Annotated in this window: 18 protein-coding genes; 12 read left to right on the top strand and 6 right to left on the bottom strand. The window is 35.6% G+C overall.

Going from position 1 to position 18070, the window contains the following annotated elements; genetic code table 11:
- The first annotated feature begins 2 nt into the window (after positions 1-2).
- From B3P23_RS06245 to B3P23_RS06235, 3 genes are all read left to right on the top strand, one after another.
- On the top strand, positions 3-986 hold the full coding sequence (locus tag B3P23_RS06245; protein ID WP_293925111.1) for an aldo/keto reductase: 984 nt from the start codon (positions 3-5) through the stop codon (positions 984-986).
- 452 nt (positions 987-1438) lie between these two features.
- Positions 1439-2026, top strand: coding sequence for a glutathione peroxidase (locus B3P23_RS06240; RefSeq protein WP_293925110.1), 588 nt, complete (start codon positions 1439-1441; stop codon positions 2024-2026).
- 8 nt (positions 2027-2034) lie between these two features.
- Complete coding sequence (locus tag B3P23_RS06235) at positions 2035-3423, top strand: aldehyde dehydrogenase (protein WP_349681555.1); 1389 nt, start codon at positions 2035-2037, stop codon at positions 3421-3423.
- Between the two features lie 157 nt (positions 3424-3580).
- Here B3P23_RS06235 and B3P23_RS06230 read toward each other — a convergent pair whose 3' ends face one another.
- The 3 genes from B3P23_RS06230 to B3P23_RS06220 form a co-directional block, all read right to left on the bottom strand.
- The gene (locus B3P23_RS06230) at positions 3581-4468 is read right to left on the bottom strand and encodes an EamA family transporter (protein WP_293925108.1); all 888 of its coding nucleotides are present in this window, start codon (positions 4466-4468) and stop codon (positions 3581-3583) included.
- A complete protein-coding gene (locus B3P23_RS06225; RefSeq protein ID WP_045756441.1) occupies positions 4455-5276 on the bottom strand; it encodes an alpha/beta hydrolase in 822 nt (273 codons plus the stop codon). Before B3P23_RS06225 ends, B3P23_RS06230 begins: the two co-directional genes overlap by 14 nt.
- Before the next feature lie 71 nt (positions 5277-5347).
- Entirely contained in the window at positions 5348-5920 is a 573-nt protein-coding gene (locus B3P23_RS06220) for a Crp/Fnr family transcriptional regulator (protein WP_293925107.1), read from the bottom strand.
- Between the two features lie 233 nt (positions 5921-6153).
- Between B3P23_RS06220 and B3P23_RS06215 the strand changes: the two genes are divergently transcribed.
- The 7 genes from B3P23_RS06215 (at position 6154) to B3P23_RS06185 (ending at position 13790) form a co-directional block, all read left to right on the top strand.
- Positions 6154-6510 (top strand): DUF2809 domain-containing protein, encoded by a 357-nt coding sequence (locus B3P23_RS06215; RefSeq protein ID WP_293925106.1) that lies wholly within the window; start codon positions 6154-6156, stop codon positions 6508-6510.
- Positions 6511-7045: 535 nt separating this feature from the next.
- Positions 7046-9394: a SusC/RagA family TonB-linked outer membrane protein gene (locus tag B3P23_RS06210; protein WP_293925105.1), complete on the top strand. Its 2349-nt coding sequence runs from the start codon at positions 7046-7048 to the stop codon at positions 9392-9394.
- Positions 9328-10005: a hypothetical protein gene (locus tag B3P23_RS06205; protein WP_293925104.1), complete on the top strand. Its 678-nt coding sequence runs from the start codon at positions 9328-9330 to the stop codon at positions 10003-10005. Before B3P23_RS06210 ends, B3P23_RS06205 begins: the two co-directional genes overlap by 67 nt.
- A 10-nt stretch (positions 10006-10015) precedes the next feature.
- Positions 10016-11698, top strand: coding sequence for a RagB/SusD family nutrient uptake outer membrane protein (locus B3P23_RS06200; RefSeq protein WP_293925103.1), 1683 nt, complete (start codon positions 10016-10018; stop codon positions 11696-11698).
- A gap of 169 nt (positions 11699-11867) precedes the next feature.
- Entirely contained in the window at positions 11868-12716 is an 849-nt protein-coding gene (locus B3P23_RS06195) for a helix-turn-helix domain-containing protein (RefSeq protein WP_293925102.1), read from the top strand.
- An 82-nt stretch (positions 12717-12798) separates the two neighbouring features.
- Positions 12799-13266: a VOC family protein gene (locus B3P23_RS06190; RefSeq protein ID WP_045756053.1), complete on the top strand. Its 468-nt coding sequence runs from the start codon at positions 12799-12801 to the stop codon at positions 13264-13266.
- An 83-nt stretch (positions 13267-13349) separates the two neighbouring features.
- Positions 13350-13790 (top strand): N-acetyltransferase, encoded by a 441-nt coding sequence (locus B3P23_RS06185; RefSeq protein ID WP_248753373.1) that lies wholly within the window; start codon positions 13350-13352, stop codon positions 13788-13790.
- 263 nt (positions 13791-14053) lie between these two features.
- Here the strand turns inward: B3P23_RS06185 and B3P23_RS06180 are convergent, their stop codons facing one another.
- Both B3P23_RS06180 and B3P23_RS06175 read right to left on the bottom strand, forming a co-directional pair.
- On the bottom strand, positions 14054-14308 hold the full coding sequence (locus B3P23_RS06180; protein WP_293925101.1) for a hypothetical protein: 255 nt from the start codon (positions 14306-14308) through the stop codon (positions 14054-14056).
- Between the two features lie 155 nt (positions 14309-14463).
- On the bottom strand, positions 14464-14655 hold the full coding sequence (locus B3P23_RS06175; protein ID WP_293925100.1) for a DUF1501 domain-containing protein: 192 nt from the start codon (positions 14653-14655) through the stop codon (positions 14464-14466).
- A gap of 60 nt (positions 14656-14715) precedes the next feature.
- Between B3P23_RS06175 and B3P23_RS06170 the strand changes: the two genes are divergently transcribed.
- Both B3P23_RS06170 and B3P23_RS06165 read left to right on the top strand, forming a co-directional pair.
- On the top strand, positions 14716-14904 hold the full coding sequence (locus B3P23_RS06170; protein WP_293925099.1) for a helix-turn-helix domain-containing protein: 189 nt from the start codon (positions 14716-14718) through the stop codon (positions 14902-14904).
- A gap of 246 nt (positions 14905-15150) precedes the next feature.
- Complete coding sequence (locus B3P23_RS06165) at positions 15151-16971, top strand: alpha-L-fucosidase (protein WP_293925098.1); 1821 nt, start codon at positions 15151-15153, stop codon at positions 16969-16971.
- Between the two features lie 121 nt (positions 16972-17092).
- On the opposite strand, the gene B3P23_RS06160 is transcribed toward B3P23_RS06165, so the two are convergent.
- Positions 17093-18013, bottom strand: a complete 921-nt coding sequence (locus B3P23_RS06160; RefSeq protein ID WP_293925097.1) for a dihydrodipicolinate synthase family protein — start codon at positions 18011-18013, stop codon at positions 17093-17095.
- Between the last annotated feature and the right edge of the window lie 57 nt (positions 18014-18070).

The following is an 18070-nucleotide window of genomic DNA, read 5'->3' as shown; positions in this document are numbered from 1 at the left end:
TCATGGAATATAGAAGATTAGGAAATACAGCTCTAGAATTATCAGCAATCACTTACGGAGCATTTGCTATTGGAGGAAATATGTGGGGCGGAAATGAAAAGAAAGATTCTATTGCTGCTATACATGCATCACTTGATTATGGTGTTAGCAGTATCGATACTGCTCCATTCTATGGGTTTGGTTTGAGCGAAGAAATGATCGGTGAAGCCATCAAAGGAAAAGATAGATCAAAAATACAGTTATTGACTAAATTTGGATTAGTTTGGGATGGTAGTAATCGAGGTAAAGGCGATTTTTTCTTTGACGCAGAAGAACAGGGAAAAGTTGTTCCTGTATTTAGGTATACGTCCAAAGCCCATATTATTAAGGAACTTGAAGAAAGTCTCAAACGCTTGGGAACGGATTACATCGACCTCTTACAAGTACATTGGCCAGATTCGACAACTCCCATCAGCGAAACTATGGAGGCTTTGGAGCTACTTATTGAACAAGGAAAAATACGCGCTGCCGGAGTTTGTAATTACGACATAGCACAACTAAAAGAGGCGTCAGAAACAATCCAATTAGCCAGTAATCAAGTTTCCTATAGCATGCTCAATCGTGGTATTGAGCATGATATAGTACCTTATGCGCTAGATACCACAACAGGAATCATCGTTTACAGTCCCATGGAACGAGGTTTGTTAACGGGTAAATATTTTAATGAAAGTAAATTAAAAGAAAATGATCATCGTAAAGAATATTTTTCTCAATTTAATCTTGAAAAAGTAAAGAATTTAATCACATCACTTGAGCCTATTGCTGAAAATAAGAAAGTATCTGTAGCTCAATTAGTATTACGATGGACAACGATTCAACCTGCTATAACTGTTGTATTGGCAGGTTCTCGAAATGCTGAGCAGTCTATTGCCAATGCTAAAGCCATGGACATCAATCTCAGTTCAGAAGAATTAATGATCATCAATAATCAGCTTTCAAAGCGTTAATTTTTAAAGGGTATTACATTCAAGTACAACAGAAAGGGAGCAGGAAACAGGTATACTTCTCCTTTTTCTGTTTTAAATGATCTATCCGAACGAACGAGTCCATTTATTCTCAACAATTCTATTTATAATACTTGATCAAGTACTTTCAAAAATTTATCCTCATTATAGATATCTTGTGTCAAAACATGAATAACATCTCATATATCTTTATTTAATTTTTAAATAGCACATTAGACAATCCAATCTAATTATCCAAAATAGTGTATATGCTATTCTTTATTGTGTAAAAATTATTGTTCTTCTACATTTAAAAGTATCTAAGTACGGACAAACTATTTATTTGTAACTTAGTTTCTGAGATCGCTATTCAAAATATTTTTTAAAAGGAGTCCATATTTTTTTAGACCGATTTCACAAAAATAATCGGCATCGCATATCAACAGTCTTTCACTATGAATTTAAAGCAAAAAATAATGCATATCCTATACCCTGTGATCAAAAAGATTTCCAAATCAGGAAAGATGGGGACAATGCGTTACAACAAACCCGAAAAAGGAACTCCGGAGTCATTTTACCATTTAAATATAATAAAAAGCAATGGTCAAAAATTAGATTTTTCCTATCTTAAAGGAAAAAAAGTAATATTGGTAAACACAGCATCTGACTGTGGTTATACCCGTCAATATGAAGAGCTCCAACGATTACATGAAAAATTAGGTAATCGAGTTGCTATAATTGCTGTTCCAGCTAATGATTTTGGTAGTCAAGAAAAAGGTAATGATGCTGAAATTACACAATTTTGTCAGTTAAATTTTGGACTTACATTTCCTGTTGCCAAAAAAACTACTGTCATCAAAAACAGCGCACAGCATCGCGTATTTCAATGGTTGACAAATGCCTCATGCAATGGATGGAATGATCATGCACCAGATTGGAATTTCAGCAAATATATCGTTGATGAGAATGGAAATCTAACCCATTATTTTGGACCAAGTATTTCCCCTATGGATACTGAGTTTATAAAAGCAGTCGAAAATTAAAAACAGCAATAGAGACTACACACATTAAATATATGGATTTACAACAGATACATAAGTCTCAACGACAATTCTTCCTGTCAGGAGCGACCAGATCTATTAATTTCAGAAAACAACAACTCTCCAAATTAAAGGAACTACTTAAATCCAACGAAGAAAAATGCTATAATGCCATTTACAAAGATTTTCGAAAATCTCCTTTCGAAACTTATACCAATGAACTGACTATTATCTATTCAGAAATAGACTTTTATTTAAAGCACCTCGATCAACTGGCGAAACCAAAACGAGTTCGCACAAATTTAGCAAATCTGCCCGGAAAGAGTTATCGATATTCAGATCCATTAGGGAATACACTCATTATAGGAGCATGGAATTATCCATACCAATTAACACTAGCGCCGCTGGTCAGTGCAATAGCAGGAGGAAATACCGCTATGATCAAACCAAGTGAACTACCTGAACAGACTATGCTACTCATGGAAGAGCTAATCAATAAAAATTTCCCAAAAGAGTATCTCTATGTAATCAAGGGTGGCATACCGGAAACTACCGCTCTTTTGGAACTGCGTTATGATAAAATTTTCTTTACAGGAAGTCCTAAAGTCGGTAAAATCGTGTATCAAGCTGCTGCTAAACATTTGTGTCCAGTCACATTGGAACTAGGAGGTAAATCACCAGCGATCATAACCCCCTCGGCAGATCTAAAAGTGGCTGTTAAACGCTTGATATGGGGGAAATTTCTCAATAGCGGACAGACCTGTATCGCTCCAGATTACCTATATGTACATGAGTCTATCCAAGATCAGGTATTGCAAATGATCAAAATAGTATTAGAAGAATTACGCTATACTGAAAATTCAGATCACTATGTCAGCATCATCAATAGACGCAATTATGACCGTCTTGAGCAGATGATCAATAAAGATAAGATCGCTTATATCAGCGGAAAAAATAATTCTGAAACGTTGCATTTTGCACCTACAATTATGACTGATGTCAGTTGGGAAGATCAAGTGATGCAGGAAGAAATATTTGGTCCCATCCTACCTATATTGACGTACATCGATCTAGAGCAAACTTATCAAATCATTACACAACAAGAAAAGCCACTGTCGGCTTATTTATTCAGTAACGAATCATCAGAAAAAGAAATGTTTCTGGAATTCTTATCTTTTGGCGGCGGATGTATCAATGATACAATTATGCACGTCGCCAATGAATCTCTTCCCTTTGGTGGTGTGGGAAATTCAGGTATCGGAAACTATCATGGTGAAGCTGGATTCCATTGTTTCACACATCAAAAATCAGTACTAAAAAAAGCGACATGGGCTGAACCCAATATTAAATATCCTCCGTACACGGATACAAAATTAAAATGGATAAAAAGATTGCTTTAAAATAGAACGTAATAGCGGACTTCATCATGGTTAAACTAATAAAATTTAATTTGTTTAAAAAAATAAGAATCTTTATCTAACTATTGCTGATTCAATATATATCATCATATATACGTTTGTAACATACAAACGTATCTATGATTAGACTGCATCATCATCATTTAAGACCAGTTTTTATTTTTTTATTCATTAATACAATTGCAAACAAAATCAATGTGATCCCAGTCCATTGAACCATGACAACAGACTCATGTAAAATGATAACTGCTGATAGAATCGATACAGGAATTTCCAGACTAGCGAAAATATTACCCAACGAAATTCCGACCTGTGGAATACCTTTCGTGAAAAGAAGCGGTGGTAAAATAGTCCCAAAAATAGCAATCACAATTCCCCAATATAAACTATCTAAAGTCATTTGTTGAACAATACTGATATTCCAAAACATAATAATCAAAAGTAAACCTCCCATAACTAAATATTTGCTTCGGATATGACTAGGCACATCCAAGGCCACAGAACTTGAGGCAAAGAGTGATAACGTATAGGAAGCTCCTGCCCCTAGCCCCAATAAAAGACCTTTTAAACTGAGGTTAAGCTCCGCATCAAAAATGTTTGTTGCAAGCACTGTACCAATCAAAACGATGATCACACCGATAATCTTAGTCGTATTTGGTCTTTTTTTATGAACGACAACTTCAACAATAAGACTAATCCAAATGGACTGCATAAGCAGTATAATCCCTACGGATACTGGAACATATTGAATCGATAGATAGTATAGCGTGGTGGTAAGTCCAAGCGAAGTTCCCCAAAGCAGCAACGTTGACTTTGATTTAAAAGATACTACTATGTTCGCCTCACTTGATCTTTTTTTCCAAATTAAGTCTAGCCCTAATAAAAATATAAATCCGATAAAAAATTGCCAAAATGTAAGTGCGCTTGTCCCTATACCTAAACCATTTGCGTATTTGACAATGGTCGCCAATAATCCATAACTAATGGCTCCTAATAGCACATAGATAACTGCTCTAAAATTTTTCATAATAAAAGTAGTTTTCAAATAAGGCTAATTGATTAGAAAGCGATCTGCTCCAATAAGAGGTATCATGAGCACCCTTTGATTCTTGATAAATATGGTCCACATGTGCCTCTATCAATTGATTATGAAAGCTTCTATTCATACCGATCATCTGGTCATCCTCAATACCGCAGTCTAAAATATAAAACTGATCTGCACTTTTCATTTTCCCAATCTTATTGGAAGTTAAATATGATCGATCTAATTGTTGATATGCACCTAAAACTTGATCAACTTGATATTGATGATAGGCTTCACCAAATTGGGCAAAATCCAATGCACCACATGAACTCCCCACTAGAGAAAATACATGTGAAAAGGTAACACCTATATTAATTGCACCATAACCACCCATACTCCATCCCAAAATACCCCTATTTGCCCTATTAGAAACGACTGGATAATGAGCGTCTACATACTTCACCAATTCATCTCCTATAAAAGTTTGATACTGAGATCCGCGATCAATTGGGCTATCGACATACCAGCTGTTAAAATGACCATCAGGTAAAATATAGATGGTTTGAAAAGACTGCGATTTTGTGATTAAATCGGGTATGTCCCGCTGATAAGTTCTTTCGGAATTGCCACTATAGCCATGTAAAATATAAACCGTTTTATAGCTTTTCCCTTCTACGATGTCAGGCGTGATGATGACTACCGGAACTTTCTTTTGCATTTTTGCACTATATACTTGCTCATGGATAATCTGTTGTCCAAAAACAGGTAGTATAATTACAAAAATAAAGCATGTCATTGCTGTTTTTTTCATCTTCTTTTTATTTTAATCCAGGACAAAGGTCTAGGTTCAAAAGATGAAAAACGTTTACATATGTTGAGAAATTAGAATTTTAACTCTTTACGTATACGGCTTAATTGAGTTGGTGTAATACCTAAATAGGAAGCAATATGATGTTGTTTAAGTCGTTGATATAATTTCTGATTTTCATAGAGTTTAATGTAACGGATTTTTGCTGTATCCCATTTTAGACCAATTTCTAAAGGTTCCTTCTTCACAACCCAATTTTTCTCTAAATAATGAATTTGAAACAATGCCAAATCATGATGTTTGACCAGTAGCTCACGGAAAGCTTGAGCAGGATACATCACTAATTCACAATCTTCTAAAGCGACGATACTAAAGGTACTGGGTTTATTTTCAATGATCGCCGAGGTAGAAGCAACAAAGCTATTTTCTTCAAAAAACAGTTTGAAAATAGCATGACCATCGTCATCAACAGTATAATACCCCAACAAACCTTTGCGGATGAAATAATAATATCGTGCCCTATCACCCGCGCTTAAGATTAAATCATTCTTTTTGAAAGATTGTATTTTGCAAATAGCTTTAACAGCATCAGCTGTTTGCTCTGAAAGGGGGTAATAAGAATTTACCTGTTTCAAAAAATCATCCATAGTCAATTGTATTGCTATTGGCTAAAGTACACAATTGTTCCTACTCTCACTACTCAACTTCTATTGTCCAACTTATTCACTTCTCCGAAATATTTAACTACTTTCGCAATTAAGATCAGCCTAAGAGAGGTTTACAAGGATAGTAATTAAAAATTCTTGACGTTAATATCAAAAAAAAGTAATCGCAATCATTCATGATAACTAACCTGAGAAATAAAAAGATAAGATATCTTTTGCTTGCTATAACAACAATAATAGTAGGCTTAGCTTCTAGAAAATTGACCTTTATTCCAGCTGTAACGGGTGATATACTTTATGCTGTGATGGTCTACTGGTTCTGTAGGTTACTATTTTATGATCGTTCAAATTTATTCTCCATTACAATAGCGCTTGTTTTTTGTTTTTTCATTGAATGCTTGCAATTGGTACAAATTCCCTTTTTGATCTATATCAGAAATAACCCAGTACTCCGTCTGATATTTGGACAAGGATTTCTATGGTCAGATTTAATAGGTTATATCGCTGGCGCTACTCTTGCTTTCTTATTGGATAATAAAAAAGGTATGATTGATCCACCGAAAAAAATGTAAATGGAGTGAAGACATTATCAGATCTAAATGATCATGGTTTTTATTTATCTAAAAGTCTATTTCCCTTTAATAAACACAATTGATCTGTAGACTCCTTAAACATAGAAATACAATCCAGTTGTACATCTAAATTTAAATTTTTCTCCAATCAACTTTAAATTACGCAATCATAATTTGAAATAAGCAGACCATAATGCTTGTTCTTAATCCAATAACAATATTTAACACACGAGATTAGTACCATCAAATACAAAAAGTGAGATTAATCTTATTTTCTTATAAATTTATACTTTTTTACTTAAAAAGATAAAACATAAGCAAATCGTCTCATAATCATATCAAAATGTCTCACCATAAGGTTTAAGGTTTAAAAATTTCTCAATTTGAGGATTATAACCAAACCAACTATGATAATTATTATATACTTAATAAGCTCCTATTATTGCTACGGCATATTGACTTCAATATCGAACGGATTATACTCGAAATAATCTTCACCAATAATTTTAAACACCTCTTATAAACATTTTAGCTTATGAAATTTAAAATCAACAATTTTAAAGTAGCTACCAAATTATTGCTGTTTAGTACCAATTTTTACGCGATCACATCTATGGCATCGCCTATGAACCAGTACAGTAATGAGTTGCAGTCAGTACTTAGCGGTAGTATCACCGATGAAGCTGGAAACCCTTTAGCCGGAGCCACGATTCATGTCAAAGGTACTCCAAAAAGTACCGCTTCGGACCAGAATGGTATTTTCAAATTGAACAATGTCAAAAAAAATGAAGTGATCTCCATCCATATGATCGGATTTACAACACAAGAGGTTCGATATAATGGCGAAACCACCCTCAATATCAAAATGATATCGGTAGCACAAAGCTTAGAAGAAGCTGTCGTAGTAGGTTATGGTACCATCGATAAAAAAGAACTTACAAGTGCTGTATCCACCATCAAACAAAAAGACATGGTCGCAGGTACGGTATCACCATTACTTGCTATCCAAGGAAAAGTTCCAGGGCTAAGCGTCATCTCGACCAACGGGACTGATCCCAACGCGGGAATTTCCTTGCAACTACGAGGTGTTAATTCAGTCAATGCATCTCAGGGTCCTTTGGTTGTGATTGATGGTGTACCTGGTGGTGATATTAATTCGGTTGCTAAGGAAGACATTGAATCGATTAATGTGCTGCGAGACGCTTCGGCCGCAGCGATTTATGGAACTAGAGCTTCTGGTGGGGTTATTTTAATTACAACTAAAAGACCTCAAATAGGAAAAGCACAAGTCAATTTTACTTCAGAATATTTCATCGAAACCGTGCGCAAAAAACCTGAAGTCCTATCTGCCGAAAAATTTATTGAATATGGCCTTGGGAATGACCTTGGGCACAAAACTGATTGGTACGATGAAGTGACAAATAACAATCCATTTAGCCATAGACAAGTGGTAAACATCAGTGGTGGATCTGAAAATGCCAATGTGTACACCACCTTTACAAAAAGAGATGCTACTGGTATGGCCATTACATCTAAAAGGGAAGAAATAGGTGGACGTATCAATTCATCCTTTAAGTTTTTTGACGGGTTTGCTGAATTAAACACTAATGTAAGCTACAATGAAGCAAAAGCCTTTGGAAGCAATAATGATATTTTCAATATGGCAATGGTGCTTAATCCAACAGAAACTCCTTACGATGTAAATGATGTCAGCGGATTTAATGTTCTAGTAGGTGGATATGATTATTGGAATCCAGTGGCCGAAGTGAAACTGAGATCAGATTTAAAACAATTTAAATATCTGTTAGCCAATAGCACGTTAAAGCTCAATCTCACGGAACATCTAACCACAAGTGCAACAATTGGGGTGAAAAACAATTCTGAACATGGCACTTATTATCGATCCGCTCAACATCGATTATCAAGGCAGGATGGTGTAGATGGAAATGCTTCACAATACTATAACAAATATAATGACCGGGTATTTGAATGGACGGTTAATTACAATAATCGATGGGCAGATCATGCGGTAAATGCGGTCGCAGGTTACAGTTATCAAGATTTTAATGGTCAAGGATTTTCAGCCAATAACTCTGATTTTCCTGTAGATGGCATTAAAGAAAATGATATGGGAACAGGGAGCTACTTAGTCGAAGGTAGAGCAGGTATGGGTTCATGGCGCAACCCTTGGGTGAAATTAGCTGCTTTTTTTGGTCGTGTCAATTACTCTTATTTGGATCGCTATATTCTGACTGCGACAGCGCGTTATGAGGGCTCTAGTAAGTTTGCTCCCAAAAATAGATGGGGATTCTTTCCTGGTCTATCTGCAGGATGGCGTATCTCACAAGAACCCTTCTTAAGAGATGTTAGTTTTATCAATGATCTAAAATTACGAGCAGGATATGGTGAAACCGGAAATGAAGGTTTTGACGCTAAAGTAGCGAGCCGAATGTACAGTGCTGATACTTGGTTCTTACAAGATGGTAATTGGTTTAGAACATACGGTGTCATGCACAATCAAAATCCTGATATCAAATGGGAAGTTAAAAAAGAGTATAATCTGGGTCTAGATTTTTCAATTCTAGAAAATAAATTGAGCGGAAGAATTGACTTCTATAAGCGTAAAATAGATGACCTTATTTATGACATCAGCGTCTCCCAGCCACCAGCAATCCATGATAAAACAACCATGAATGTTGGAAGCATGCAAAATACAGGTTACGAATTTGAATTAAATTATAAAGCAGTATCCAAGGAGCACTTTACGTATAGTACCGGTATTGTGGCTTCTCATAATAAAAGCACCCTCAATACCCTGTGGGTAGCCAAACATTTACTGATCGAAAAGACTTCCCTGCACCAGGCTCCCCTGGATCAGCAGTGAGACTTTATCCGGGCGAAGATATAGGAAGATTTTATATCTGGAAATTTGCAGGATTTACAGATGATGGTTACTGGCAGCTATACGACAAAGATGGAAATATATTTGACGTTAGAGAACGAAGTAAAACTGTTGGCGATAAAGCCTTCGTCGGCAATGCGATCCCAACGCTTCAATTATCTTGGAACAATCAATTCTCTTATAAAAACTGGGATGCAAGTATCTATATGCGTAGTTGGATAGGCCATGATGTCTTTAATATGATCAATATGTACTACAGCCTGCCTAATGTGAAAGGACAGAATGTCTTGGCAGAAGCCTACGATAAACATAAAAATATCAAAGGTGAAAAAGAATTGAGTGATTACTGGCTTGAAAAAGGCACATTCTTAAAGGTTGACGCGCTCAATATTGGATATTCATTCAATAACAATGTAATCAAACCGATAAAATCACTTCGTATTTATGCTACTGCAAGGGACTTATTTGTATTTACAAATTATACAGGATTGGATCCGGAGGTGAACATCAATGGACTTGAACCTGGTTTTGAAGAAAGAAATGTCTATCCAAAAACCAGAACTTTTATGATGGGTCTACAAATTAATTTTTAAAAATAAAATCATGAAAAAATACATATCGATATTAACACTATCTGCAGGACTCATCTTTCAGGGCTGTACCAAATTAGATCAGGAATTTTATAGTTCTGTCACTCCTGAAACATTTTATAAAAGTGAAAAAGATATTAAAGCAGCCTTGTTTAGACCTTTTACACATGCCAAGTGGTACTTGGGAGAAGATCGCTGGAGACTACAAGAGTATACTGCTGACAACTTTGCGATCACGACAAAGGGCAGACATTGGTATAATGGCGGAGAAAATGAACGATATCATTATCATAAATGGACCGCAGATGACGGTTGGATCTGGGGAACATGGCGTGGAACGCTCATGGGAGTTGCTCTTGCTTTGGATACCAAAAATGATCTTTCTAAATTGGACTATACAAAATTTGCTTTAACTGCTGAACGCCAAAATGCTGATATGGCTCAACTCGATGCATTAATTTCCTACTTCTATTTAAGAGGATTGGACTATTTTGGTGGAATGCCTATTTTTGAATCACTAGATCAAGAGTCACTTCCTCGAAATACGGAACAGGAACTCTTTTTACATATTGAAAAGTTACTGAGCGCAGCTATGAATAATTTACCTGCAAAAAAAGCTGGTGATAAAGAAGAAGGGGCAATACGAAAAGCTGCTGTAGCGGCGATGCTTGCTCAATTGTATTTTAATGCGGAAACTTATATTGGTAAACCGATGTATGAGGAAAGTAGAAAATTAAGTCAAGCGCTCATCAATAAAGAATATGGTGATTATCAATTAGACCCAACCTGGAATGGAGTTCATGGCTTCAAAAACAACAGTTCTCCAGAAATCATATGGTCTATGCCTTCAGAATTTAAAATGTTAGAATACAATTGGTTTTATGCGGACTTCTACCATTACAATACACGTGAATATTTTAGTCAAGATATGGGCGGGAATAATGGTGCCCACCTTACTCCTTCTAGAAAACCAGATGGTACACTTTACAGCAGTGATTTTAAATTAGGATCGCCCTATGAAGCATTCACTACCGGAGATTTTCGAAAGAACCCCTATCACTATTTAGGTACTGAAAATTATGAAGGTATGTTCATCGTGGGACCTCATCTATCTCCAGACGGGAAAGCCATTCTTGGCGGTGAAGAATATAATAAACAGCCTTTGAATTTTGTAGATCAGGTGGCACGTTTTTCAGAAGTCGGTCCAGGAAAAAAATACAGCTCCGTGGCTCAACTTCCATCAAAGATGTCCGAAGGCGAAGAAAATACTGGAATTCGTCTAGTAAAAGTTCCTATTCCAAATCTAGCTAATAATACATTGCGATGGGGCGCAGATATGCCGGTGATCCGATTAGCGGAAATCTATTATATGTTAGCCGAATGTGAATTTCGTATCGGAGATAAAAGTAAAGCTGTCACGTTGATCAATGAGGTCAGAAAAAGAAATTTTAAAGACAATATCGATTTAAATCCAGTCACAATTGCTAATATAGATAAATATCGTTTTCTAGATGAATGGAGTATCGAATTTATAGGAGAAGGTCGTAGAAGAACTGACCTCATCAGATGGAAAGCCTTTACGACAGAAAAATGGTGGGATCACTCCCCCTCTAGTAGCTTACATCTCAACCGTTTCCCTGTTCCTAACCAAGCTATTGCTGGAAACAATAAGCTAGAACAAAACCCTGGTTACTAATCGACAACAACCTCTTAAGTCATTGATTTAAGGGGTTTGTTTTTTTATCATAAGAATACATGAAAATTTACTGAAGATATGCTGTACTTTTGTTATCTGCCACAAGTCAGACCAGGAATAGATAAACTAAAGGAAAATAAAACCTTTACTAAGGATATAATAGTAAATAATGACTCAAAAAGAACTCTTTAACACATTGAAAAATGATAGTACCGTACAAATAGAATTATGCTCTGCATCAGAATTCTATGCAATAAAGCATCATAGAACAAACTGTTATGTGCTTATTTTAGGAATGAAAGGATTTTGTGAAATACAGATCGATCATCATTCGTTTCGAATAACGAAAAGTTCTATTACTATAATCCCACCTTTATCTACCTATTCTTTACAGCGTCCAAGTCACGATTATGCGGCGCAGATCATCACTTTTGAAAGCACACTACTATCTACAGGTATATTTGAAACCAATATTCTGAACGACCTCTTATTTATAAATCCAGAATATGCGCCAACGTTTCCGTTAAAAAGGACTGAATTTCATGATTTTTACTATAAGTTTAAAAAAATAAAATTAGAAGTCGATCATGATAAACCATTTGGAATAGACATGATTCGTCTCTATCTTATCCAACTTTTATACGAATATAACCGGATCTGTGAAATTTGTTTAATCAATTCGGATACTTCCATTAATCGAAAATATCAAATTACACAACGCTTTCGAACCTTATTAAAAGAGCATATTAAAATAGCTAAAGATGTCGCTTTTTATGCTGATAAACTTCATATATCACCTAAATACCTAAGCGAATGTGTACACGATCAACTTGGATATTCTGCTCTCCGTTTAATTCAAAATCAGCTTATGGTTGAGGCTGAGCGCTTACTAAAGTATGGAGATATGAATATCAAACAAATTGCGCTCATGCTCAACTTTGACACAGCCAATCACTTTTCACGACTCTTTTACAAATTGAGAGGTATGACTCCTACCGAGTACCGATCAAAACCGTAAAAAAGGTCTGTTTTACAGCATATATGCTATCTACAAATGATCATATTCTTATTAGCTTTGATTAAATCAAAATCAAGAAAATATGATTAAAGGATTATTTGAAACCCATATTGAAGTAAGCAATATGGAAGAAGCAATTGCATTTTATTCCAATATCCTAAATTTGGAATTGGCTCACATCGACCATCCCCGTCGCATCGCATTTCTCTGGTTGACACCTGCTAAAAAAGCGATGCTAGGACTATGGGAAAAACCTTCACCTATACAAAAAAGACATTTTGCATTTCAATGTGATTTGGAGTTTATACGTGACAGTGCAGTATCATGGCTAGAAAAAAATGATTTAAAGCCTTACAACTTTTTAAACAACGGCAGTGCAGAGCCTATGGTTTTTGCATGGATGCCTGCTATCGCGATTTATTTTGACGATCCTGATGGCAACAGCTTGGAGTTTATCAGTATGTTAGAGGGGCAAGGACTTCCTGAATTAGGGGTAATAAACTATGTCGACTGGTTAAAAATAACAGAAACAATTCAAAAGCCAACATAACTGTGCTATTTTTGAATGAGAGAGTTTAATGGGAATACCCTACATTTATACTGAAACATAAACACGCAATAAAATACGCGATTATGAATAATGCAATGATTAGAAAAGCAGGCGACGCTGACCTAGATCAGCTTGTCGAAATCTGGTATGAGGCATCACAGCAAGCTCATAACTTTATTAAAAAAGAATATTGGGAAACAAATAAAACAGCAATGCGAACACAGTATTTACCCGCATCAGAAATATACTTATTAGCCCATGAAGCAGAAATTTCAGGTTTTATTGCACTAGTAGAGAATGAGGTTGCGGCTATTTTTGTTTCACCAACACATCAAGGTAAAGGGATAGGAACATTACTGTTAAATCATGTCAAAAAAATGCGAGATGATCTTCAACTTAAAGTTTACAAAAATAACAGACCAAGTGTAGCATTTTATCAAAAAAAGGGATTTGCGAAGGTTTCAGAATTGATAGATGCTGAAACAGGAGAAACTGAGCTGATGATGAAATGGCATAAAGAGTAATATTTTTAGAAAAAAATGATTTATATAAAAAATTCAATACTTGAATCTATTCGCGCATAATGACACTTTACCTGAATATTACACCAATGTGATATATTTAATGTTAAACGCAAATGTGGAATCTCTTCTAAATACTTTTTTGTAATATGTGCAGCAAAGCTAAATCGGCCACGGTGTGTTTCATGTCTAACTCGGATACCCGTTTTTTTAGAAATGGCTTCTTCTTCATCAATTAGAGCTTTATTTTGTTCAAACGTATAATACTATTTTCCAGTATGACAATTAATATAATCCGGTTGTTGCTGCGCGGCATCCTCAACATTTTTTATAAAAGAAGCCAGATACTGCTCAAAATTAGAACCTCCTCCTCCACTTAATAAGTCCAAGGAGAGCTTATGTGTTTTTAAAGCAGTAAACATGGCTGTACGTTCTTCTCCTAATGCTGCAAGCCAGGTCTCTAAACCATCGTATCCAGCCTGACTTACTCGAGCACAGTAGCTGTCCCATGACTCTGACATACCCTAATTGGTACAGTAAAACTTTATTTTTAAATTATTATTCACTTGAGCTTGATTTGGTACAACCCATAAAATAAAAAGCATCATGCTGTATATATATTTCATTCCAATTATTTATTAAACAACTGCACTAATCAGGTTACCTTCAACATCCGTTATACGGAATAGTGGGCCTGAAATTCATAAGTAAATTTTTCATGATCGAAACCGAGCAAATGAAGCATTTTCGCATGTACACCATGAACGGATGATCTTGCGCTTACACCTATAAACCCGATTTCATCGGTCTCTCCATAAGTTACCCCTTTCTTGACTCCGCCCTCCTGCCATCCAGATTGTATAGGCATCCGTATGATGATCACGTCCTAAGAAAGGCATATCGCAATTGTCTCTCCGTTTTATGAGACATGACTACCAATGCTTTCTGCAGGTTTTTCAAAAAACACACCCAAAAATCGTTTTCTAAATTTGTAAATGAAACACGCGTAGGACATGCCTGCAAATTGCTGGAAGATAAGAGTCTGAATATTTCAGAGGTATGTTATGCTAGCGGTTATCAAAATTTAACAAACTTCAATAAGTTTGTTAAATTTTGAATAAAAATCCGAGAACCTATCGAAAAGAAATGGAAATTGGTAGATTTAGCACACCAATTAAACTTATTTCTTACAATGATTAGCATCATTCACAAAAAAAAATATGTTCTAAATAATTATGGTAACATTCATATTCCAAAGTTTACAAATAAAAAATAATTCATTTTCTTTGGAACTGATAAAGAATAAAAGTTAAAGGATATTCTATAGTAAATATATAATATCAACATAAACCATAAAAACTAAATGAAAATAATTAAGAAAATTGCTCTTTTAGGATTATTATCGACAGCTGTATTATCGACCAATGCGCAATCTGTTCCATACGAAGGGGTATCTGGATGGAAAGAAACAAAAGATAGTCGTATGGAATGGTTTAGAGAGGCTCGATTTGGCCTATTTATCCATTGGGGGCTCTACAGTGCTGCTGGGGGTAGTTGGGATGGAAAACAATATCCACAACACTATGCCGAATGGATACAAGCTTGGGCCAAAGTGCCAAGTAAAACTTATGCTGAAGTATTAAAACCAAAATTCACAGCTTCAAAATTTGATGCTAATGCGTGGGCATCTTTAGCTAAGGAAGCAGGTATGAAGTATGTTATTATAACCTCACGTCACCACGAAGGATTCTCCATTTTTAATAGTCAACAACCTTATTCATTAAAAAATGACATCACAGGAGGTACTAATATTTCACCTAAAGGACATGATCTTTATGGAGAAGTCGTTAAAGCTTTTCGCGCTAAAGGATTAAAAGCAGGTGCTTACTATTCATTATTGGATTGGCAACATCCGGACTCTTACGAAGGTCTTTCCTATTTAAACCCCAACCCTACTGGCTATAAGCCCAATCATGAAGTCTATAAAGATTATTTATATGGGCAGGTCAAAGAGCTTGCTAATAATTATGGTGGTTTAGATGTCTTATGGCTAGACTTTAGTAGTAAAAACAGAGAAGGCGAAAGCTGGGGAACAAAGCGTATCTTGACAGATTTAATCAAGTGGCAACCACAAATTATCGTTAACAATAGATTCTGGGATGGCCTAGAAAATAAAAATGGAGATATAGGCACTCCCGAAAAATATATACCACCAACCGGTCTTCCGGGTATGGACTGGGAAGTGAGCCACACGATGAATGAAAGTTATGGATATAGTGCACACGATCAAAACTGGAAATCTTTCGACAAAACAATGCGTTTATTTATTGAAACTGTTAGTAAAGGTGGAAACTTTTTACTTAACGTAGGACCAGATGGCGAAGGTGTAATACCTGAAAAAGCAGTGGAATTGCTTCAAGATATTGGACAATGGATGAAAGTTAATAGTGAAGCAATCTACGGTACTACAGCAAGCCCATTTCAAGGTCTTGACTGGGGATACTGTACTCAGAAGGGTAAAAAGCTTTATTTCCATATTTTTGATATTCCACAAAATGGAGCCATAGAGGTGCCTTTGTCAAGTGCGATCAGTAAAGCATATGTAATAGGAAATTCTAAAAAGTCTTTAAAAATTACAAAGACATCTGCTGGCAAAACAATTCAATTACCAACTAATTTTAAAGGTCAAATGCCATTGGTGATCGTAGCCGAAATTAATGGTTTGCCAGAAGTTATAAGACAGCAGATACGCACTCAAAAAGACGGTCGAATAGTATTGACGGCAAATAATGCCAAATTAATTGGCGCTGGAGGAATTAAACTTATCGGTGCTACAACACATAATCCCAATCGTCCTAATGCAATAGGTGATTGGTCAAATAAAGGTGACCAAGTGATATGGGATATAAAAATACAACGTCCCGGCACTTATAAAGTAATCGTCAATTATCTCCCTAATGAACAAAAGTCAGGTACAATTTCACTTTCATTTGGAAACAACAAATTGTCATACCAACTTAATGATGCTAAAGGCAATCAGTTTGTAGATATGGAAATTGGAACATTCGAAATCTCTCAGCAATCGCTGGGTGATACTGCTTTAAAGGTTGAACTTAAGGCACTTGAAATCAAAGGAAACATGCTTCCAGAGATCAGTTCAATCAGCCTGATTCCTGCTAAATAAATAATATCAATATACCGTAAAGTCGATTCCTTTTTATCATAAATAAAAGGGAATCGACTTTTTCACACGAACTGCCCATTATGCAGGCTGTAACTGATACCGTTCTGATAGAAGTTAACGACTACTTTGAACAAAATGTGTGAAAATTCAATTGAGCAACATCTTTTTCAAAGGTTTGATATTGTTCAATAGACATATTTTTGACAGGAAGCCTAAATACACCACAATCGATTCCAATTTGTTTCATGTAAGATTTTCCTACAGATATACCACCATATTTCCCCAATAAAGTAATCATATCTATAGATTTTTGTTGTAGCAAGTTAGCTCGTTCAAAGTCACCTTCATTAAATGCTTCTATCAATTCATAATATAATGGTGCTGCGTAGTTATAAGTACTCCCAACTGCACCCTTTGCTCCTAAAACAAGGGATGACAGCATATTTTCATCTCTTCCCCACAACATATCATATTTACGTCCAGCAAAATTCATACACGATAAAAAATCCATAAAATCTTCATGGGTATATTTAATACCTGCAAAATTTGGGATACTACCATCTACTGCTTTTAGTAAGTCAAGCATTGCAAAATTTCCGCCAGTCAATACAGGTATATGATAATAATAAAAAGCAGTATGGGGTGCCGCTGCTGCAACTTCAGCGCAACATTTGGCCAATTGTTCTACATTCGCAGGTTTAAAATAATATGGAGATGTAAATGAAACAGCATCAGCACCCTCCTGTTGAGCAATTTTAGCCAATTCAACACACTCCCGAATATTAGTACCTCCTAATAATACCATCAATATGAAATCTGGATCCTTTACCGTGAGTTTAGCCCAGGCTTTTAACACCTCAACCTTTTCTTGAAAGGTTAAAGATACCCCTTCTCCCGTTGAGCCACAGATAAATCCCCCTTTCACATTATTATTTTTTAAAGATTGATAATAATTGGGTATTTGCGCTAAGTTTAATGTTCCATTTTCATTAAATGGCGTAAAAGGAGCTGCAATTAAGCCCTCGATTTTTTGAGTGATCATAAATATATACTTATGTTTTCAGTTAAATATGATCCCACCCCATTTCAATTACTACAT

The sequence above is a fragment of the Sphingobacterium sp. UBA6320 genome (assembly GCF_002440335.1).
GTDB lineage: Bacteria > Bacteroidota > Bacteroidia > Sphingobacteriales > Sphingobacteriaceae > Sphingobacterium.
The sequence above is the reverse complement of the archived record's forward strand: the minus strand, read 5'-3'. Positions and strand labels throughout refer to the sequence as shown.